Here is a 19,643-nt window from a genome sequence, read left to right on the forward strand (position 1 = left end):
ACATTGAATAAAAAAATACAGCCACCTTTGGGATTAGTAGACCATAATAACTTGAAAACAGGTGAAGAAATCCTTTCAACTATTAATTATGAAATGTTTCCAGATGAAAAAAACCTTCTTATAAAGAAAGGAAATTATTTGGTTATATCGACTGATTTTTATTCAAAAATGAAAAAGAAAAGACGCCTCACACAATCTGAGTACCCACTAACTGCTTTACCTTGGATAATTAATCAAATTGAAAATGGTTTTTTTAAAAAGAAGGATGAAGGTGGCTTTTCAAACTTTGAGCGCAGTATAACCGCTGAGTTTAGCGAAGAGACTATTGGTATCAATATGATGGTTCACTGCTGTGCTGAAAATACTCCTGGCTTGAATATTTGGAATGGGAATAGAAAAAGCTATATTTCTAACAATACACCTCAAAAATGGGACATACCTCACTACATGTTAAAAAATAGTCTGCTAGAAGAATTGAAAAAAATAGCTGATAAATATTCATAGATGTAGCTTCATTTTTATCATAGATGAAAAGGGTATTAGGTTATTAAAGAAATAGGCTTCGGAAGTCTAGTTTAACAGAGTAAATAAGTTCAATGCTGCAGATAAGCTTGAAAAATGTAATTAAATTAAAAGGAGTTATTTAATGTTTGGAAATGAATACCAACGCCACAAAGAAAGACAGTTAAAAGTTCGACTTAGTCATGAAATAAATCAAGCAAGGCTATTTAAAGATATTGACAAACTTCCAGGCTTGACTGGTGCTGGGGTTATGTACATTGACTCAAGCTTTACGGTTGTAGAGTTGAGATCTTATAGTGGCTCATCTTTAACTCGTCCGAAAATAATACTTCGCGAACAACCCAAAAATATGAATCAGCAAGAGTTTGCAGGTCATTTGAAAAATAGTCAGAGTAGTGCACGAGAGTCACGTTTAGTTGGGGAGGTTGCCGGTACAGTTTTAAGTTGTAGTGCAGCTGTGTTAGGCTGGATAGTCGTTTTTGGTAGTGCTGCGGCGATCCCAATTTCTGGCGGAACAAGTTCTGCCGTTACATATTTAGCAGTGGCTGCCAGTACAGCGAGTTCACTTCAATGCATTAACGGTGGTGTCAGAACCTATAACGAAAGTGTAAACCCTGAATTAAACGACTTATATGACTCTAAGGAATGGTATCAGAATGTAACTATGGCACTTGATGTAGTTTCATTGGCTGGAGCTGCCGCTGCCGGTGCCGCAACTCTAAAAGCAGTTAAACTACTAAAAGCAAATACCAATAAAACTACTGAGGCTCTTCTAAAAGGTCTTTCTAGTAGTGAAAGAAAACGTTTAACCCAAGATATAATTAGGTTGAACCACCCTGGCGTTTCTAACCAAGTATTGAAGAGGATGGTCAGAAGCGGACAATTCCCTAAGCGCTATAGCGGTGTTCAAATTACCCAAGCATTGAGATTACAGCTTAAGGATACTATTGGCGCATCTTTTAGTTTTGGGGGAAGTGCGTTATCTGGAACAGTGAATTCACTCGCAATTGGAATATATGAGGAGTTGAGTAAGTAGTGTCTAAAAACGATGAGGTATTTCTATTATTTCCACCATGGAAGCTTTTACGTAGGTTTCTATTAGTAACAGTGCTCTTACTTTTGGGGACTGTATACTCCGGAATGACTGTGTTAACGCAATACTTCGATGCAGAACCTGAGTGGCTGTTAGGCATTTTATTTTCTACAGGGATAGCATTTTGCCTTATAAATTTTAAAGTAAGTCAAGGCTCTTTTTTTTGCGCAAATATATTAAAATTCTATGCTTTATTTTTAGCTTTGATTTGCTTACCGACTTTTATAATTTTAGAAGGTAATGGTTATTACATTGCTACAGCTATCAATATAGCCTTTATGTTGCTCTCTTTTTATTTAATTAAAGGAGAAAAATACCAAGGTCTTATTAAATATCAGTATGATTTTTTTAAAGATATAAGAGACGCTCGTGCAGCTGTCGAAAAAGAAATGGCAAAAGGAAATAATAAGAAAAAAAAATAAGGCCGTATTGATGTACTTACTTTACTGATAAGTAAAGGAGCTATTAACGCTTTAATTTAAAAAAACAACTAAGACATCCACTTTAATTAATGGGTGTTAATTTACTACTAACACGTTGTACTTAAAAAACATAACACAAAAGAAAAGGACACTTCGATGCCAGCAATGAAATTAATCCAATCTGTAGGGATGGGCGGCGCAAATAAGCCAGACGATATCAAGGCAGTGCAAAACGCTTTAAATTCACTTCTTTCCCTCATAGCGACTACTAGAAAACTTACTGTAGACGGTCGTTTAGGCTCACGCCCTGAAAACTCTAAAACAGTAGCGGCTATAAAGCTCTTTCAAAGTAAAGTGGTAAATATGGTACGCCCTGATGGAAAAATAGATCCAAATGGCCGCACCCATAGAAAAATCAATGAAAAGCTGGCGAGTGCTGTAACAGCTGCGATTGTTCCAATATCTGGCAATTTAAAAGTAACATTAAAACAAAATATGAAGAAATATGAAGGTAATATTCCTCATATGTATTTAGACACAAAGGGCAAAGTAACAGTTGGCGTTGGTCATTTATTAAAAGATGTTGAAGCGGCAAAAAAAGTACCTTTTACCTTTCGTGATACGGGTGCCATTGCCTCGGTAAAACAAATTGAAGATGAATTTAAACTAATTAAATCAAAGCCTTTTGGGAGTCAAGCGGCTCCTTTTTATAAGCCTTTCACTAAATTGGTCATTACAGAGGCCGTAAGGGAAGCTCAAGTTGAACAGCATATAAAAACATTTGAAAGTGAGCTTAAAATTATTTACGGTGCGTCAGAATTTTCAAGTTACCCTAACGATGTAAAATTAGCGCTATTTGATATGATTTTTAATTTAGGTATGCCTGAGCTTAAAGACGAGTTTCCAAATTTTAATAAACATATGAAAGTATGTGATTTCAAACAAGCAGCCATTGAATCAAATAGAAAAGATGTATCAGCTGAGCGTAATACTTATGTCCGCAACCTATTCAAGAGTGCCAAATGATAAAAAAAACGACTTTACTTATATGTATTAGTATCTCTAGTACAGCATGTGCAAATATAAAAGAAAATAAAATAGCTCCAACATATAGTTTAGAGAATAAAACTAATGGGTATTTTATGGAACCGGAAGTGTTGGAAACGCCGGAGCAGGTTAATGCTTTATTTAGTAAAAACTGGTTTTATTCCTATGAGGTTGTTTTAGGTAGTAAGCCAGCTATTAAAGTTGATAGTTGCAAAGTTTTATCTAAAGCATTGCAAGAGGGCTATAAATCAGCAGATTATAAAGAGCATGTCGCGTTAATTGCTACTAATAAAATTTGTTCCACATGGGTTGATATGGGGAAATTGAAGCCTTCAAAAGAAAGCTTTTTAAGTTCATTTAAGCACAGTTTAGCATTGCCTAAACAGATGCCGCCTGAGTTGTCTTTAATTATCTCGAACGATGACGAGCGCCGTTTAGCAAAAGCGAGTAGCTGGGGCGAAATGAGCCACATTAAAAAAGTGGAACCTGTAAATGATGACCAAGCTATTTATTACGACAACAGTGGTGGTATTCAAAGGTTAACGATAATGGCCAAGGGTGACTATAACCATGATGATATTGAGGACATAGTTCTGCATATGGCAAATGCAGTCGAACGTGGTAGTTATTCTTCTTCTTATAGTTATATTGTGACACGACTAGCCGCCGATGCACCATATACGTTAATCAAGCAGTTTTAATCACTTAAAAATATAACAATGACACCCATCTTAATTTTTGTTTGGTTAAGTTGGGTATGTGGTTTAGTTTTTACAAGGTATGTTACTTTATAAAGCGGTTATTGAGTTGACCTAAAAGAGATATACTACTTAATGTAATGCTTATTTCTAAGTACAAAATGACGAAGAAATTAATTTTACTTGCATGTATTAAAAATAAAATAATAAAGACATCCACCTTAAATGATGGGTGTTCACTTATCGCTGACAAATTGCATCTAAAAGAGATAACGTTAAAAAATGGACTTTTTGATGTCAACAATAAGAATAGTACAACCGGTTAGGTTGGACGGCTTTAATAGTTTAACTGATGTAGAAGCGGTACAAACCGTGCTAAATAAATCACTAAGGCTTACCTCGCTTACACAAGCTTTAATTTGTGTTTTATTACTTGCGATAAGTCATACCGCTTTAGCGTCAGAATGCTTTAATATAAAAGTAACTAAGCCTATAAAAATTGATGACAAAACAGGGCTATTGCAGTCATTGAAGTTTGAGCAAGTTAAATTACTCCACAAAGATAAGTCAGGTATTTGCTTGCCTACAAGGGATACTTACATCTTGTCTTTTAGTGAAGGGAGCCCTTTTATTGCCACTCGATTAAAAGGCCATACGCCAGAAATAACATTGCTCGAAAAAAGCAAAAATTATTATGCATTAATAAAGTTTTATGCAGGTAACAAATTGCAAGTGCTAAAGGGATATCAAATCATCAACTCAGAGCTATACGCACTCACTAATTTCACTCTAAGTAGTAATGTAAGCAATATTAGTATTGATGAAGGGGTTATTAGCGTAAAGAATACTAAGTTAGTTGAAGATCACTCCATTGATTCAGTTACGCTTTATAACTTTGATTTATCAGGTGTATCAGTTAAGCATTAAGTAATGTATTTACTAAATAACTAGAATATTGAACTACCAAGGGTATTTAAAAAGCATGATAAAAAGTAACCTTGGTAAGCTTGTTCTGACTACTCCTTTGTTTTTCATTGCGTCATGTAATGCAGCTCAAGGTACCTCGCAAGTTATATTTAAATGTAATGCGGATGTGCCAACACCTATTGAGCTGATTATTAGCAAAGTAGGTAATAAATTTCACTTAGCTAAATTCACTATAAATGCAGCCACAGTTATTGATTCAGCAGACTTTAAAGCTGTAGAAAAATCAAGCTATCATCGCTTTTTAGTTACTGAACACAGTTTGACTTTTAATGAGGGGGAAAGTGAAGTTATAGTAAGTGATTACTATAGCGAAGAGCTTGATACAGTAACAAAGGAAAAAACAGTCACACTACAAAAAAATGAAATAAAGAAATATTGGGTTTGTGACAGTACTGCTATTAGTAAATTAGCTTCTATTGAAGATTTTTAGCCAATTAAAAGCGCTGATCGCGCACACTATTTTATTAAGTCTTAATTTTTGTGCTAATGCTCAACATACTGATTTATTAGAGCTTGATGGCTTTAGAAAAGCGGTTAGTCGTGCTGACTATTTAGCTAAAGTAAAAATTATTAAAGTAGACTCTTTTCAAGAGGCCGATGGTTTCCAAAGGCATATTTTTATTGCAGATGTAATTACAACCTATAAAGGGACAACTCATAAACAGATTTCTTATGATATGTTTGTTGAGAAAGGTGAAGATGTAATGTTTAACTCTGCACCTATTTACTTAGCACTTTGTAAGAGTTTAAGCGGGTCTTATTATTGGCCTGGTACGGGTTCAGAGTTTAAACCTACACCTGTAATTGATGCTTGGGTAAATGAAAATAGAGATTCGATTAAGCTTACACGCAAGCCTGCAGCTTGGTGTGACTAACTTGGTTTTTTGAATAACATTAAGAATATTAAACATAAGGAAATACAGTGAATAAGATAAACACGGATGTAAATTATAAAACAATGGCCGGTAATGCGCGCTTAGTGATGCTTGGTGAATCGAGTCATAGCACTGCTGGTTATAAGTATGAAGCAATAAAGGCAATCAAACAGCTAAAAGCTGCTGGTTTCACGCATTTTGCAATCGAAATGTTACCAAGAGCTATGCAGGAAAAAATAGACTTTTATCAGCGCACAGGTAAAGGCTTTAATGTTATACAGCAGTATTTTAATAAGTATTGGACCCATGGCTATTTAACACCTCATGCTTATGGTGAACTTGTTAAGGCTGCGCGCGATATTGGAATGAAAATAGTCGCGCTCGACGTGTTAGTTGAAACAATGGATATAATGGATAGTGTATGCTCTTCAGAGAAGGGTATAGGAGGCGATTGCTTTGATACTCATACTTATAGAAACGCACTTTGGGCAGTTAATTTAGCTACTATATTAAACCGTTCAAGTCAGAATAGGGTTGTTGCTTTTATGCATCGCTTTCATGCTGTACTAAATGCAGCAGACCAGCCTGGTGTTGATGTATTTCTTAAAGATCACAATATTTTCAATGTACGCTTTATCGACTTTATCGGAGGGTTAAGTTGCATAAGTGATAGACGCTGCTCAGGTGACTCTAATCAGGATAAATTCTTAAAAGAACGCTATTTTTATCGAGAAGGCTACCCGTACGAATCATCTGTTAAATCTTTTCAAGTGCATATACCTGAAAAGCGTGTGAATAGTGATGGTTCACTACAATGGTAAAAATAATATCAATAATTATCTTTACTTGGTGTTTTGTATTTTCTTCGGTTTTGAGAGCATCACTTTTTCCTAGTATAGATATTAACTCCTCTAACCTAACTGTAGAGAAAGCCGCTAAGCAATGCGAAAAGAGCTTAATGCATGCACCTGATCAATTAGAAGCATGGTGTGAAAAAGCATATAGTCTTGGTGATTGGGAGGCTTTGTATTACATAGGCGTGCACACTGGAGATGGGTCTCGTTATTTAGAGGAAATTAATTCTCGTATTGCAAATAACGAGTATAGTGCTTTAAAAAAACTTGCTTGGATATACCGAAGTGGCCACTTTGTAAAAAAGGATTTAAAAGAATCTGCACGATTATATGAATTATATTTACTCCATGATAATGAAATGAATTTTCAAACTGTTTCGGCACATTTTGAACTATCAACTATTTACCAAAAGCTTGGTATGTGGAATAAAGTGATTTCTCATACAGATTATGTAATAAATTATGCAAATAGGACCGATTGGGAGCATCGCGCTCAATATATACAAAAGCAAGCCAAAGCATCATTAGCTGAAAATGAATCATTAAATGAAAACTGAAATATAAAGGAGCTATTAACGCTTTAATTTAAAGCGCTATAGAAATTACATGGAACAAAAAAAACAGAACACACTAACCAACCTCGTTTACGATATATACGAGACCCCCACTTTAATAGAAGGGCATCGACCGCTTATTCAGCCTTTACTTCTTGATTTAGTGGCTACAGCGCCAGATGGCTTTGAAGGTATGGCGACGATGATTAATACTCATATTTCAAACGGCTTTAAGTTTAAAAATCCTAAAATACAAAAGTTTGAACTTGAATCTGGGTTATTAAAACTTAAAACTTACTTTCAAAAAATAAACCGTTAACGACTTATTTTTTAACGTTGAGTACTTAAATCAATGGTTGTTATAGGTCGGTATATTCATTCATTAAACAGTATAAGAACATACTTTTAAATCAGAGTTAAATCTACGATTTTGCCCTGATGTATAGCGCAGTACGGATAAAAAACAAACTGGTTGTTTTTTGTTCCAAATGCATGCAGTATAATTGTATTTTATTAGAGTTTTTAGTTTTAATAAGTTTGATTATCGCTTTTTATTTAAAATAAAAAGCACTTAAAGAGTGTAATTAAATAGAAATATATATTACGTAATGTATAGCTAAAACTTGGGAGATAGTTTGCTTTGTTATTATCACGTTTAAAGATTTCTTTACTGGTAGTAGTGTCTATTACCGTTATTTTTTTTACTACAACACAGGCTTTTGCAGATATGTTTGGCTTTTCAAAAAAGCAGGATTTTACTTTATCAGTTCCGATTAGTGGTCAACTGCTAAATGATGGTAAACCACTTGCGAATATTACCATATTTAAGTCATTCACTTTTGGTGATGAGTATTTAGATGAAACGACGTCAGACGATAATGGTAATTTTTCTTTTCCTGAGCGAGTTATTAAAACCTCTAAGCCAGCGAATATGTTCGATAATGGGTCTCTAATTCAGCACATCTACATAAAAAAAGATAACTCGAAAGATATTGTTTTATGGTTTGCCAGAATTGGTTTACATAAGCAAAGTAAAACTTTGAATGAGTATTTAAATAATCTAGTGTGCGACATTGCAAAAGAGCCTCAAACTTACGATATACCGGTTGTTGAAGATAAAGAACACGTTTTTACAGTTTATACAGCCTGTAAAATTTAGTTTATAAACAATTTAAAAGGATTTAGCATGAATACATTAACACCTGCACAAGCGGTACAACTCGCGTTACTTGCTTATGATGCCAAAGATATCAAAAGTACGGATCTAATTAATAACTCTTTATCTCCGGCTTTACGTGGAAAGTTTGACTTTTCTGTAAGTCCTAGTTCAGTACAAGGTGTATCAGGCGGCTTTATTTCGCACCTATTTGGATTAAGTTCTGGTTTTGGCCTAGTTGGTCACGGAACGGGGGCTTTTAAAGGGGAGTCTGTAATTGCTATTAGAGGGACCGATACAATACGTGATGGCTTAACTGATGCTCATTTTGGTTTAAGTGGTGGTTCAAACGGTAGTATGGTGCATGCGGGGTTTAATAAAACATTTTATACTATGAAGCCTAAGCTACAAGAGTTTGTCACTGCTAATATTAAGAATAAAATGACGGGTGGTGTTCATGTTGTTGGTCATAGTTTAGGTGGTGCTTTAGCTACGTTATCCGCTGATTGGATCAAAGCGGAATATTCATTACCAGTAAAGCTGTATACATTTGGCTCACCGCGAGTAGGGCTTGAAGGTTTTTCAAGGGCAGCGACATCGAGAATTGATAAAATTTACCGTTGTACCCATGGCGCTGATCCAGTTGCTAAAGTCCCTTTATGGCCATTTTCACATGCACCGTATAATGGGCAAGAAATCCGTTTAGATAATGGGCAAGGCCTTAAAGGTGCTGCTCATAAGTTGGACGGAACGCCTGGTTATATTAATACGGCAAACAGCAGTGATTGGAATAACTTAACCGTAAAAGCTAATCATTTTCTAAGCACACCAGTGCGTTTAAAGTTTGAAGATAGAAACCAAGCTTCATTTAATGCGCATTGGTCTGATAAATTAAGTGCGGCATTAATCACCTTGTTAAAAGATGCGGGCTATTACAGCGCTGTCGCTGCACAAGCAGCTATTGGAACCGGATTAACGTTTTACGATATGCTTGCTCGTACTATCGATAAAATAGCAAAGGCGTCTGCATCATTTGCAGTACAAACGCTAGGCTTATTAGGGCATATGTTAGTGTTTGCCGGTAAAGTTATTAATAAAGCTGTAGAGCTTACTTACAGCTTTATTAAATGGGTGTTTGATTCTACGTTAGGTGCTTTATACCGAGCTGCTAGAGATGGCTTAAATGGTTTAGGTTAAAAGAGATAATTTAGTTAACGCTGAAAATAGCTGCTCGAGATTGATTTATTATCCAGAGTTCAGGTTAGTTACTACTTTCAGGGCTTGTTTATCTTTTGGAGTTCAATTTACACCAGTATGTTTTATTTTTAGACAAGGCAGAGCCTATGCAATGTGGTTATTTCCCACAAATAGGTGATAAAGTAATATAAATGCCAAGCATGCGTTTCTCCTTGGGTTCGTCCTAGGGGGTATTTGCTTACATAAATGCAGGTAAGGGCGTGAACAGGACGCGGAAACTTTGCTCTATTTTTACTTATTCTTTCATCGATGTAAGAATAAGTACGCATGAGCAGTTACCGAGCTCACTCGGTTACAAGCCTCAAATAGCCCTAGTGCTTTAAAGCACTGACAAATAATTTCAAACGTTTTTACTCTTGCTATACCAACCCGCAAAAATACTTAATCAATTTGAGGGGTTAAATCTGACGCTAACTGCGTTAAAAATTTCTGTCTTGTTATCGACACGATTTTTTTACCTCAAAATAGATCACTTAATTAGGTGAATTGGTATTATCAACTTTATCTAACAATACAGCACCACTTTGTTGCTCTCCTAAATGATCATCCTTATTGTAAATAGGGCAGTTTTTAAGTGATAAACAGCCACAACCAATACAGCCATCTACTTTGTCACGTAAACGCTGCATATAAGCAATGCGATCGTCGAGCTGTGCTTGCCAATGCTTAGAAAGCGCTGACCAGTCTTGCTTGGTCGGGGTTCTGTTGTCTGGTAGTGTGGCTAGCGTGTTTTTAATTTCCTCTAGCGTAATTCCCATTGTTTGCGCTGCCTTTATGACCGCCACACGGCGAAGTACATCGGGTTTATATCTACGCTGATTACCACTATTTCGCCAACTTCTTATTAAATACTTAGTTTCGTAAAAATGTAGGGTTGATACTTTTACACCACTTCTTTTTGCCACATAGCCGACGGTTAGGTTAGCTTCTGTTAATTTTTTTTGTTCTGTGCTCATTTTAAATCCATATATTGACCTCAATAATGGTTGAGGTTTTAAGCTGCTCCCAACATAAAAAAGGAGCGAGTTAAATGCAATATAAAATTAAAAAAAATTCAGTAATAATTTATTCAAGTGCACGTAGAGAAGGAAATACATCAGCACATGCTAATAGTTATGCAGAGCAAAATGATATTCGCGTTATTTGTCTTGATGACTATAAAATACCGCCATACTGCTATAGTAAGAACTATAAAAATGATGATTTTTATACTGTTTTTGAGTCGTTACTCGATTATGAACATTGGATTTTTGCATCCCCCGTGTATTGGTATAACACCACGGTACAAATGAAATCGTTTATCGATCGGATCACAGATTACATGGACGACGAAAACTTAAAGCCTAAGTTACGCGCGTTACGTACAAAAGAGTTCTCGTTGCTATCAAATGCCTCTTCTTTTGAAGCCCCTGATGCCTTTGTACAGATGTTTAAGCAAACCTTTGGTTATTTAGGTATGCGCTTTGTAAGCCATAGCCATAAAAATACGCAATCGGCAGCATAATAAACAACCTATTCCTCGACGGGGTGTTTATTTTTAGATGTTAACACGCAGGCAATATAGCGGCTGCGTGTTATTACTCCTTTATAGAAATAACATCCCATAAACGCTGTTCGAGCAGAGCGAAGGTGTTGCACTTCTTTCATTTATTGATTACAAGTTTTGCATCGTAATTAAACAGTCTTTAATTTGAACGAACTTCATCCAAAAAGATCAACACGCCCTGCTTTTGGTAGTATATTAAATAGGCTTGATTACTTAAAAACACAGGATTTATGAAATATTTACTATTACTTTTACTTATTAGTCCGCTTTCACAAGCTAATAAACTCCCGATCAAAGGGTTTGGCAGCTTCTATAATGTACCAAAACACGAGCCAATTAGTGCTTCTACCTCGTTTAGAATAGCTTTTGATGTTAGCGAGGGAGCCAAAGAAGGCGCGCAAAATAATTCAATAAATTCGTTAGCGCGTTTTATTAACATGCATGTAGCGCATGGTGTAAAGCCTGAAAATATACAACTCGCTTTAGTTGTGCACGGTAGCGCAAGTGTTGACGTGTTAGCTAATAGCGAATATAAAAAGCGGTTTAATATTGATAATAAAAACCGGTACTTAATTGAACAATTACTCGTAAATAATACACAGGTTTTTGTGTGTGGTCAGTCAGCTACACATTTTAAAGTTACTCCTGAACAGCTTATTCCAGGCGTTAAAATGTCACTTTCTGCGATGACTGCTCATGCCCAACTACAACAGCAAGGCTATACGTTGAATCCATTTTAATGATAAAAAACATTTTATGCTTTGGCGACTCTAATACTTGGGGTTTAAACCCCGTTACAGGAGGGCGTTTTGACGAAAGTATTCGCTGGACATCACAATTAGCCACAAAATTAGGGTCAGGCTTTAATATTATTGAAGCAGGGCAACCCAATCGTACCTTAGTAAACCATCCGCCGTATAACGGTTCACTTTCGGGTGTTAGTTATTTAAAACCTTATTTGGAAGAGTATGCGCTCGATGTAATTATTATTGCACTTGGGACAAACGATCTGAAAAAGCGTTTTAATTTAGCTCCAGAATGCATTGCTCTGGGGCTAAATAATTTAATTAATGATATTTGTGATTTTTATAGTTTAAATAATCAACATGATGAAAAGCCAAAAATAATTATTTTGAGCCCGGCCTTTGTACGTTGTAGAGGCCCTTACAAGCATGTTTATGAAGGTGCGGAGTGCAAAAACGTTGCGCTAAAAGAGCAATTCAAAAATATTGCACAAAATAAAAAAATTATATTTATTGATCTTCAATCTTTAGTGCACGTATCACTAGAAGATGGAATTCATATTTGTGAGAGTCAGCATCAAGTAATAGCCAAAACGCTTTACGACGTTGTGAAAAAGTAAACTTGGTTAAGCCATTTATTTATTTTTTAAGTCATTATGTATTTATAAAATGTGTATTTAAAGCACACACTATATTAGTAAGGATACGATGAAAAAAGGCCATAAGAAATCAATAATAGCACTGCTAACTGGCATCTTGGTTTTTGTGACAGGGAGCTTGATACTACTTTATTTTGCAGGCCAAAAGCTAGCAGCTACAATAAGTGAAGACGCTACACACCTAGTTAAGCATATCGATACCGCAGTACAAGAACGGCGCAGAATTCTTACTCCATTAAATAACCTCGGTTTTAAACAATGTGACCAAGCAACGTTGCTTGAGATGCGTCGTGCTTTATTTGATGCAAAATATGTAATAGATATAGGTTTTTTCAAGAACGATCAGCTTGTATGTACTACAGGAGCTGGGTTGTTAGATAAAGTTATTAATGATAAAAGCCCAGATTATATTATTGTAGATGAAAATATTCGAGTACGCTTTGAACCTCAATTGTATTTATTGTTGTTTAGTGACCGCCCAATGGAAGTTATTATAGTGCGTCAAGGTGACTACAATCTAATAATAGATACTAAAGTATTCAATGATGACGTAATTAGCTCACCCATGTGGGAAGTTGTTTATAAACATAAGCGTTCTATTAATCATTTGGCAGGGCAAAGTGGTGTTTACGATACGTTAGTCAATAATGTTTATCTTCCTTATGAAAGGCAGCTGATATGCAGTGAACAAAATAGCAATTACTGCGTTGCACTTCATATGCCTTGGAATAATTTTTTTGCTAAAAATCACTTTTTACTAATTATATCCCTCATTTTAACCTGCTTGGCTGGAGTATCGAGTGCATTACTTGTTGATAATCTGATTGCCGATCGTCGTTCTACATTTAATCGTATTCGTTTAGGCTTAAATAAAAACTCTTTTTATTGGACCTACCAACCTATTATTTGTTTGCAAACAGGCACAGTAATAGGTTGTGAAGTACTTGCTCGTTTTAAAGATAAATATGGAACACTCTACCCAGATCAGTTTATTCCGTTACTCAGAAAAAATAATTTAACTTGGAAATTCACTGAAGCAATGATTGCAAAGGTGCTCAAGGAACTTACAGCTATTGATATTTTACCTGAGGGTTTTAAAGTATCGCTTAATATATTTCCATGTGATGTAGAGCAAGGAAATGTATCATCTTTAACGCAAGTTTCTGAACTTACTAATTCTCGATTTATTATTTGTCTTGAAATTACCGAAGATGAATACCTTGATACCAGTATTGCTCATGCACATTTTAGAACGTTGGTTAAATCGGGTTTTAACTTGTCATTAGACGATTTTGGTACGGGTTATTCTAATTTAAAAAATTTACAAAATTTGAGCTTTCATCAGTTAAAAATAGACCGTACATTTGTGCAAGATATAGCAACTGAGGGTTTAAAGGCTTCTATGATCCCGAACATTATGGAGCTTGTGAAAAAGTTTAATTATACCTGTGTTGCAGAGGGCATCGAAACTAGTGAGCAAGAAGCTATTTTAAAAACTGCGGGAGTGCATTACGGGCAAGGTTGGAAGTACGGCCAACCAATGAAGGTTGATAAGTTTCATGAATATATGGCAAAACAGAGTGTTTGAATTTAGATATTTGTAATTTTTAAAACATATAAACAAACGTTATTATAAAACCAAAATGTTAGGAACTTAATCATAATGAAATCAATACTAAGTGTTTTTATTTTTATATTACTGAGCGCATGTACATCGCAGTACCCAAATCAGCACGTTACAGGTAAGCAGTTTCCCAATATTAGCGGTGAAAGCTTAGAGCAAAACATAGTGACTATACCCCGCGACTTTAACGCAGATAAAACACTGCTGCTTATTGGTTACAAGCAAGACAGCCAGTTTGATATAGACCGTTGGTTAATTGGTTTAGATATGGCGGGTGTAACGCTTCCAACTTACGAACTACCAACCATTGCAGGTATGGCACCACGTATGTTTAGCACATTTATAGACAGCGGTATGCGCAAAGGCATACCTAAAGAATTATGGGGCGGGGTAATTACTATTTATAAAGATGGTGAAGCGGTACAAAAGTTTACGGGTAATCAAAGCCCAAATAACTCACGTGTGGTACTTATAAATAACAGCGGCGAAATTTTATATTTTTATGACCGAGGTTTTTCGGTTGATGCGTTAAATAAATTAAAAGCGAGTATTGAGTAATTCACTTTATCCTTTAAATTTATTTTCTTAGGTTAATTAAAGTGAAAGGGAGCGAATGCTCCCTTTATATTGTATTTTATTTAAAACGCGTAACTTACACTAAAGCGCGTTGTACGAGGCATAATGTAACGACCATTTGGTGCATCAGCATTACGTGGATCACCTTCTGTAATGCCTTGCTCATCCGTTAAGTTATCTATTGCTACTTGAAGCTTAATGCCTTCCATTGGTTCTAGTATTAAACCTAAATCAACTTTTTCGTAGCCATCGAGTGTTACAGTGTTTTCGTTATTGCCAAAGCGATCATCAACCGCTGAAAGTGTACCGTATAAAGTTGCATACATACCTTGTAGCTCAAAGTCGTAACTTGGCGTTACACGTACTTGCCATTTTGGTTGGCGCTGGGATTGGTTGCCATCGTTTGTTGGACTTTGAGTAATTTCAGCATCTTGTAATGTGGTGTTTAAATTAACAGAAAAACCAGACTCATGGTTAAAGTTATAATCGAGCTCTATACCGTACGCTTCATTTGTTAAAATTTCTGCTGGTACACCTGGGCGACGTACAAAGGTGTCGCCTTTTACTTCGTTTACAAATACGGTTGCATAAAAGTCGGTTGATTCAGTAATTAATTTATAACCTAGTTCACCTTGAGTAATTTCTTTAATAAGCTTTTCGCCACCTTGGTAAGCATCAAAATTATCTCTAAAATCATCAAAATACGGCATTTTATAACCACGGTTAACACGGGCAAACACACCCATATCATTGTTAATTGAGTAGTTTAAACCTGTAGTCCAAGAGGTTTTACTTTCATCGTAGCTAACGGCTTTAGTAATAATGCCGTCAAGGCCTTCATCTACACTGTAATGTACTTCGTGGTTTTCTTGACGTACGCCAACATCCAGTGTGAATGCATCAGCAAATTTGTATTCACCAGTAACATAAAACGCGTGAGTTCGGGCATCACCTGTTGAGCTAATATCGTAGTTAAAATCACAGCCATCGGTGCTTTGGTTGCATTCAATACCGGTTAATGCTTCGCCACCTGATTCAAGTACATGGTATGCAGTGTTACCTAAGCTCCACCAATCTTTTGCCGAAGTGCTTGCGGTGTAGTAACCAAATGTTGTTGATAAATCACCAAACTTTTTTGAAAAAGCTAAATCATTAGTAAATGAGCTAATTTCTTTAAGCACCACCCATCGTCCAAGCTGTTGAACAGGTGTAGCGCTTGCATATTCAGTATTTGTTACTGACCCAAACGCCGTTTGACCGTTATCAGCGACTGCGCCAATGGTTGTTGCTGAGCCACTTGGTACTAAACCGTAGGTGTTTGCATCGCCTTTAGTAATGTTAAAACGGTCTGAAAAGTGCCAACCATTTTTAAGTTCGAGCTTAATACTACCGCCTGAAACATGACCGTCCCAGCCTCGGCCATCACCTAAGTCAATATCGTGTGCTTGCGAATCTGGCCCTGTAAATATTGTTGCTTGGCGATTTAGCGTGCCTAGTTGTGTGTATTGTGCGTCAATACCATCAACATTGAGTGGCGTTGGTAAGTACCACGCGCCGTGGTCGTCAGTTTGGCGGGTATAAAAGTTAAGCTCGCCGTTATCTAAGTTTTTAGTGATGTTAATTGTAAATTGGCTGCCTTTTTCTGACGTAAAGCCCGCATCACGAATACCTGGTGAACTTTTTACATACCCGCCAACCATAAAGTATAAATCGTCAGTAATTTCACCACTCATTACAGCATCAATGCGCTGTAAGTCGTAATCAGAAGTTGTGTATTTAAATAAGCCTTCTGTTTCTTCGCCACCACGTTTTAACCTAAAGTTGGTTGTTAGCCCAGGTTGTCCGTTTGATAAAACAGGGTTTGGCCCACCACGTAGTGCTTCTACAGTTTCAATGGTTTCATCAACACGAAACATTGATGAATTTTCTAAAAACGATAAGGTTGACGCTGGGTAAATTGGTGAACCTTCAATACTTAGCGTTAAAAATGGGGCATCTCCACCGCCAGGAAAACCACGAACAAATACATTCGCGCCTGACTCACCACCTGAGCTTTCTACCCAAACTCCAGGTATTGCTTTAAATAAGTCAGCGGTGCTTTTTGGAGACAATTTAATAATTTGTTCACTATCGATATTAGTTACCGCATAGCTGGCATCTATTTTTCTTATTCCAACACCTGTGGGTGTTCCTGATACTACAATACGCTCAACTTTTTGTTTTTCTTGTGTTTGCTCTGCAGCAAATGCGCATTGAGTGCTAAGCGCTAAAGTAATGGCACACGCTAGTGTACTTTTTGCTTTACTGATTTTCATGTGTGTGATCCCGTTTTTAGTGTATTAAACAGTGTATTTCTGCAGTCTTTTTACTAAAGAACATTGTAAATAGGCTGTGTATATTGAAACCTTAGAGATAAATGCAAACGTTTGCAATATTTATTTGTAAATTATTTATGAATTTATATAGTTTATTTATTGAGCTTATTTATATGTTAAACACTTTTTAGCTCGTTGTTCGCGCCAGCAAAAAATAATAATGCTATATTGTCAGCGAGTTAGATAATTGTATTGATCAGTGGTAAGCGACTATTTAGGAAGATCATGAATAACAAAAAAATTAAATTAACTGATTTAGCGAAACTAGCAGGCGTGTCTACCTCTACAGTTTCGCGTGCGCTTAATGATAACCCGCTAATTAAACAAGAAACCCGCGACAAACTTCAGCGCTTAGCTAAAGAGCATAACTTTAGTCTTAATACGGCTGCAAGTCGGTTGCGGACACAAAAAACCAATGTAGTTGCGGTTATAATTAACCTTGACGAACAAACAGAGCAGTCGATTAGCGATCCGTTTTTACTTAAAGTAGTGAGCGAAATTAATCTTGCACTTAATCAGCAAGGATTAGAGCTTTTACTATCTAATTCAATCATGGCGCAAGATGATTGGGCTAATTATTTTATTAATAGCCGCCGTGCAGACGGTATTATTGTTGTAGGTCAAGGTAAAAACCAAACCAATATAGAAAATGCAGCTAACGCAGGTATTCCGCTGGTGGTATGGGGAGATCCTAAAACACCTAGCAACTACCCCATTGTAGGAAGTGACAATTACTTGGGAGGCTTGCAAGCAACCACGCATTTAATAGAGCACGGAGCTAAAAACATTGTATTTTTAGGCGATCCAGAACATGGTGAAATTAGTGAGCGTCACAGAGGGTACTCTGCCGCATTAGCATCCCATAAATTAGAGCAACATGTTGTATCTATTGATATTACAAGTAGCTCAGCGTATCAGTCAATTAACCAATTACTGCGTGAAAAAGGCCTTTATTTTGATGCTATAGTTGCATGTAGTGATATGGTTGCCTTAGGTGCCATGAAAGCCTTAAAAGAGCGTTATGTAAGCATTCCTAATGATGTCGCTCTAGTAGGTTTTGATGATATTGCTATGGCCGACATTAGCCACCCTTCATTATCAACTATCCGACAAAACACACAGTACGCAGCCACGCTATTAGTTCAAAAGTTGATGCAGCAACTAGCTGGTGAAAAAGTTGAATCACAAGTAATTGATATTGAACTGATTACCCGCCAATCAAGTAAACGATAGTTTATAAATCATGTTGAGTTAATGTTAAATTTAAAATGCAAACGATTGCATTGGGGGCTGTTCTAAACTAAACTCAAACCTCACTGATATAAACACACACTGTGTATGCACTTGTTATGGGCATACAATAAAGGTCGTTATAGCGTTTAAATAACGCTTTAAAGCGAGGGTAATTATGAGTAAAACAAAAGTCACACTGGCAATTGCAGCAAGTTACTTTATTTTCGCTATTTTGTTAAATAGCGTGGGCACCGTTATTTTGCAGGCAATAAATACCCTTGGGGTAAGTAAAACAGAAGCTTCAGTGCTTGAGGGGTTTAAAGATTTATCCATTGCGATAATGTCATTTGTAGTGGCTTCGTTTATTCCTCGCCTAGGCTATAAACTGGCCATGCTTGGGGCACTTACTGTTGTTGCCCTTGCTTGTGTAAGTACGGCTTTAATTAGTGACTTTTATGCGTTTAAAATTTTATTTGCCGCCATTGGTTGTGGCTTTGCTGTGGTTAAAGTGTCGGTTTACTCTATTATCGGCCAAGTGACAGATGATGCAAATAGCCACTCTTCATTGTTAAACACCATTGAAGGCATTTTCATGGTTGGTGTGTTAAGTGGCTATTGGATTTTTACTGCTTTTATAGATCCAAACGATTCAACCGCGTGGCTCAACGTTTATTACTTACTGGCAGCGCTAACCCTAATTGTTATAGCGAGCGTAATTGCTGCGCCTATAAAGCCCGCCATTATAAGTAAAACTAAACGCTCCGGTTGGTTCGATTTTATCGCCATGCTTAAGCTAACATATCAACCGTTGGTACTCATATTTATAATTAGCGCTTTTTTATACGTATTAATTGAGCAGGGCGTAGGTACTTGGCTACCCACATTCAATAATGAAGTTTTAAAACTCCCTGTGGCTATTAGTATCCAGCTGGCCAGTATTTTTGCTGCGGCACTTGCATTTGGGCGCTTAGTGGCAGGGCAAGTACTTAAACACATTCACTGGTTTGTTGTATTGAGCAGTTGTTTAATTGCGATGGCTGGCCTCATACTTATTACCCTACCGCTTACTGAGAATGTTACTGAAAATACAGTAATTAGTTTATTTGATGCACCACTTGCTGCATTTATTTTACCGTTAATTGGTTTTTTCATGGCGCCTATTTATCCGGTACTTAACTCAGTTATGCTCAGCGCTCTTGAAAAACATCGCCATGCAGCTATGACTGGTTTAATTGTAGTTTTTTCAGCACTTGGTGGCACAACAGGCTCAATAATAACTGGTTATGTGTTTGAGCACTTTAGTGGCCAGCATGCGTTTTACCTTTCTTTGGTTCCCATTAGTTTGATTTTTATTAGCGTGATTTTTTTCAAAAAGCGAACCGACGCTATCTCACAACACGCAACGACAGCTTAACAGTAAGG

At 36.5% G+C, this 19,643-nt stretch carries 22 protein-coding genes; 20 read left to right on the top strand and 2 right to left on the bottom strand.

Annotated elements, in window-relative coordinates:
- The first annotated feature begins 3 nt into the window (after nucleotides 1-3).
- From DC53_RS18260 to DC53_RS18210, 13 genes are all read left to right on the top strand, one after another.
- Entirely contained in the window at nucleotides 4-504 is a 501-nt protein-coding gene (locus DC53_RS18260) for a hypothetical protein (protein WP_033028458.1), read from the top strand.
- Between the two features lie 142 nt (nucleotides 505-646).
- On the top strand, nucleotides 647-1,558 hold the full coding sequence (ssp4, locus tag DC53_RS18255) for an Ssp4 family T6SS effector (protein WP_033028459.1): 912 nt from the start codon (nucleotides 647-649) through the stop codon (nucleotides 1,556-1,558).
- A complete protein-coding gene (locus DC53_RS18250) occupies nucleotides 1,558-2,037 on the top strand; it encodes a hypothetical protein (protein WP_033028460.1) in 480 nt (159 codons plus the stop codon). The genes ssp4 and DC53_RS18250 overlap by 1 nt, the downstream gene beginning before the upstream one ends.
- A gap of 156 nt (nucleotides 2,038-2,193) precedes the next feature.
- Entirely contained in the window at nucleotides 2,194-3,063 is an 870-nt protein-coding gene (locus tag DC53_RS0120300; protein WP_033028461.1) for a hypothetical protein, read from the top strand.
- The gene (locus DC53_RS0120305; RefSeq protein ID WP_050484115.1) at nucleotides 3,060-3,785 is read left to right on the top strand and encodes a hypothetical protein; all 726 of its coding nucleotides are present in this window, start codon (nucleotides 3,060-3,062) and stop codon (nucleotides 3,783-3,785) included. Before DC53_RS0120300 ends, DC53_RS0120305 begins: the two co-directional genes overlap by 4 nt.
- A 291-nt stretch (nucleotides 3,786-4,076) precedes the next feature.
- On the top strand, nucleotides 4,077-4,709 hold the full coding sequence (locus tag DC53_RS18240) for a hypothetical protein (protein WP_045984406.1): 633 nt from the start codon (nucleotides 4,077-4,079) through the stop codon (nucleotides 4,707-4,709).
- 55 nt (nucleotides 4,710-4,764) lie between these two features.
- On the top strand, nucleotides 4,765-5,199 hold the full coding sequence (locus DC53_RS21345) for a hypothetical protein (RefSeq protein WP_050484116.1): 435 nt from the start codon (nucleotides 4,765-4,767) through the stop codon (nucleotides 5,197-5,199).
- A complete protein-coding gene (locus DC53_RS18235; protein WP_033028464.1) occupies nucleotides 5,186-5,644 on the top strand; it encodes a hypothetical protein in 459 nt (152 codons plus the stop codon). Before DC53_RS21345 ends, DC53_RS18235 begins: the two co-directional genes overlap by 14 nt.
- A 47-nt stretch (nucleotides 5,645-5,691) precedes the next feature.
- Nucleotides 5,692-6,465 carry a ChaN family lipoprotein gene (locus DC53_RS18230; RefSeq protein ID WP_033028465.1) on the top strand — a complete coding sequence of 258 codons (774 nt, stop codon included), beginning with the start codon at nucleotides 5,692-5,694 and terminating at the stop codon, nucleotides 6,463-6,465.
- The gene (locus DC53_RS18225; RefSeq protein WP_033028466.1) at nucleotides 6,459-7,055 is read left to right on the top strand and encodes a tetratricopeptide repeat protein; all 597 of its coding nucleotides are present in this window, start codon (nucleotides 6,459-6,461) and stop codon (nucleotides 7,053-7,055) included. Before DC53_RS18230 ends, DC53_RS18225 begins: the two co-directional genes overlap by 7 nt.
- Nucleotides 7,056-7,104: 49 nt before the next feature.
- On the top strand, nucleotides 7,105-7,371 hold the full coding sequence (locus tag DC53_RS18220; protein WP_008134121.1) for a hypothetical protein: 267 nt from the start codon (nucleotides 7,105-7,107) through the stop codon (nucleotides 7,369-7,371).
- A gap of 321 nt (nucleotides 7,372-7,692) precedes the next feature.
- On the top strand, nucleotides 7,693-8,211 hold the full coding sequence (locus tag DC53_RS18215; protein WP_008134122.1) for a DUF6795 domain-containing protein: 519 nt from the start codon (nucleotides 7,693-7,695) through the stop codon (nucleotides 8,209-8,211).
- Nucleotides 8,212-8,238: 27 nt separating this feature from the next.
- Nucleotides 8,239-9,405 carry a lipase family protein gene (locus DC53_RS18210; protein ID WP_008134123.1) on the top strand — a complete coding sequence of 389 codons (1,167 nt, stop codon included), beginning with the start codon at nucleotides 8,239-8,241 and terminating at the stop codon, nucleotides 9,403-9,405.
- A 533-nt stretch (nucleotides 9,406-9,938) separates the two neighbouring features.
- Here the strand turns inward: DC53_RS18210 and soxR are convergent.
- Nucleotides 9,939-10,421: a redox-sensitive transcriptional activator SoxR gene (soxR, locus tag DC53_RS18205; protein WP_007377070.1), complete on the bottom strand. Its 483-nt coding sequence runs from the start codon at nucleotides 10,419-10,421 to the stop codon at nucleotides 9,939-9,941.
- A 74-nt stretch (nucleotides 10,422-10,495) separates the two neighbouring features.
- Here soxR and DC53_RS18200 point away from each other — a divergent pair, with 74 nt between their 5' ends.
- The 5 genes from DC53_RS18200 to DC53_RS18180 all read left to right on the top strand — a co-directional run bounded on the left by DC53_RS18200 (nucleotide 10,496) and on the right by DC53_RS18180 (nucleotide 14,595).
- Complete coding sequence (locus DC53_RS18200; RefSeq protein WP_007377069.1) at nucleotides 10,496-10,969, top strand: flavodoxin family protein; 474 nt, start codon at nucleotides 10,496-10,498, stop codon at nucleotides 10,967-10,969.
- A 272-nt stretch (nucleotides 10,970-11,241) separates the two neighbouring features.
- Nucleotides 11,242-11,751 carry a DsrE family protein gene (locus DC53_RS18195; protein ID WP_033028467.1) on the top strand — a complete coding sequence of 170 codons (510 nt, stop codon included), beginning with the start codon at nucleotides 11,242-11,244 and terminating at the stop codon, nucleotides 11,749-11,751.
- Nucleotides 11,751-12,374: a GDSL-type esterase/lipase family protein gene (locus tag DC53_RS18190; RefSeq protein ID WP_033028468.1), complete on the top strand. Its 624-nt coding sequence runs from the start codon at nucleotides 11,751-11,753 to the stop codon at nucleotides 12,372-12,374. Before DC53_RS18195 ends, DC53_RS18190 begins: the two co-directional genes overlap by 1 nt.
- 88 nt (nucleotides 12,375-12,462) lie before the next feature.
- Entirely contained in the window at nucleotides 12,463-14,001 is a 1,539-nt protein-coding gene (locus DC53_RS18185; RefSeq protein ID WP_033028469.1) for an EAL domain-containing protein, read from the top strand.
- Nucleotides 14,002-14,076: 75 nt separating this feature from the next.
- A complete protein-coding gene (locus tag DC53_RS18180; protein ID WP_033028470.1) occupies nucleotides 14,077-14,595 on the top strand; it encodes a hypothetical protein in 519 nt (172 codons plus the stop codon).
- 80 nt (nucleotides 14,596-14,675) lie between these two features.
- Here DC53_RS18180 and DC53_RS18175 read toward each other — a convergent pair whose 3' ends face one another.
- Nucleotides 14,676-16,928: a TonB-dependent receptor gene (locus tag DC53_RS18175; protein ID WP_033028471.1), complete on the bottom strand. Its 2,253-nt coding sequence runs from the start codon at nucleotides 16,926-16,928 to the stop codon at nucleotides 14,676-14,678.
- A 285-nt stretch (nucleotides 16,929-17,213) separates the two neighbouring features.
- On the opposite strand from DC53_RS18175, the gene DC53_RS18170 reads away from it, so the two are divergent.
- Both DC53_RS18170 and DC53_RS18165 read left to right on the top strand, forming a co-directional pair.
- Nucleotides 17,214-18,221, top strand: coding sequence for a LacI family DNA-binding transcriptional regulator (locus DC53_RS18170; RefSeq protein ID WP_007378432.1), 1,008 nt, complete (start codon nucleotides 17,214-17,216; stop codon nucleotides 18,219-18,221).
- A 175-nt stretch (nucleotides 18,222-18,396) separates the two neighbouring features.
- Entirely contained in the window at nucleotides 18,397-19,635 is a 1,239-nt protein-coding gene (locus tag DC53_RS18165) for an MFS transporter (protein WP_033028472.1), read from the top strand.
- Nucleotides 19,636-19,643 lie beyond the last annotated feature (8 nt).

Origin of the sequence: Pseudoalteromonas fuliginea (assembly GCF_000690055.1) — a bacterium.
In the GTDB taxonomy this organism is placed as follows: Bacteria; Pseudomonadota; Gammaproteobacteria; order Enterobacterales; family Alteromonadaceae; genus Pseudoalteromonas; species Pseudoalteromonas fuliginea.

What these genes read in the sequence shown, in the direction of transcription:
- DC53_RS18170 (WP_007378432.1), top strand. Translation starts at nt 17,214, where the DNA reads ATGAATAACAAAAAAATTAAATTAACTGATTTAGCGAAACTAGCAGGC.
- DC53_RS18195 (WP_033028467.1), top strand. Translation starts at nt 11,242, where the DNA reads ATGAAATATTTACTATTACTTTTACTTATTAGTCCGCTTTCACAAGCT.
- DC53_RS18165 (WP_033028472.1), top strand. Translation starts at nt 18,397, where the DNA reads ATGAGTAAAACAAAAGTCACACTGGCAATTGCAGCAAGTTACTTTATT.
- soxR (WP_007377070.1), bottom strand. Translation starts at nt 10,421, where the DNA reads ATGAGCACAGAACAAAAAAAATTAACAGAAGCTAACCTAACCGTCGGC.
- DC53_RS0120305 (WP_050484115.1), top strand. Translation starts at nt 3,060, where the DNA reads ATGATAAAAAAAACGACTTTACTTATATGTATTAGTATCTCTAGTACA.
- DC53_RS21345 (WP_050484116.1), top strand. Translation starts at nt 4,765, where the DNA reads ATGATAAAAAGTAACCTTGGTAAGCTTGTTCTGACTACTCCTTTGTTT.
- DC53_RS18185 (WP_033028469.1), top strand. Translation starts at nt 12,463, where the DNA reads ATGAAAAAAGGCCATAAGAAATCAATAATAGCACTGCTAACTGGCATC.
- DC53_RS18210 (WP_008134123.1), top strand. Translation starts at nt 8,239, where the DNA reads ATGAATACATTAACACCTGCACAAGCGGTACAACTCGCGTTACTTGCT.
- DC53_RS18180 (WP_033028470.1), top strand. Translation starts at nt 14,077, where the DNA reads ATGAAATCAATACTAAGTGTTTTTATTTTTATATTACTGAGCGCATGT.
- DC53_RS0120300 (WP_033028461.1), top strand. Translation starts at nt 2,194, where the DNA reads ATGCCAGCAATGAAATTAATCCAATCTGTAGGGATGGGCGGCGCAAAT.
- DC53_RS18225 (WP_033028466.1), top strand. Translation starts at nt 6,459, where the DNA reads ATGGTAAAAATAATATCAATAATTATCTTTACTTGGTGTTTTGTATTT.
- DC53_RS18240 (WP_045984406.1), top strand. Translation starts at nt 4,077, where the DNA reads ATGTCAACAATAAGAATAGTACAACCGGTTAGGTTGGACGGCTTTAAT.
- ssp4 (WP_033028459.1), top strand. Translation starts at nt 647, where the DNA reads ATGTTTGGAAATGAATACCAACGCCACAAAGAAAGACAGTTAAAAGTT.
- DC53_RS18175 (WP_033028471.1), bottom strand. Translation starts at nt 16,928, where the DNA reads ATGAAAATCAGTAAAGCAAAAAGTACACTAGCGTGTGCCATTACTTTA.
- DC53_RS18200 (WP_007377069.1), top strand. Translation starts at nt 10,496, where the DNA reads ATGCAATATAAAATTAAAAAAAATTCAGTAATAATTTATTCAAGTGCA.
- DC53_RS18220 (WP_008134121.1), top strand. Translation starts at nt 7,105, where the DNA reads ATGGAACAAAAAAAACAGAACACACTAACCAACCTCGTTTACGATATA.
- DC53_RS18190 (WP_033028468.1), top strand. Translation starts at nt 11,751, where the DNA reads ATGATAAAAAACATTTTATGCTTTGGCGACTCTAATACTTGGGGTTTA.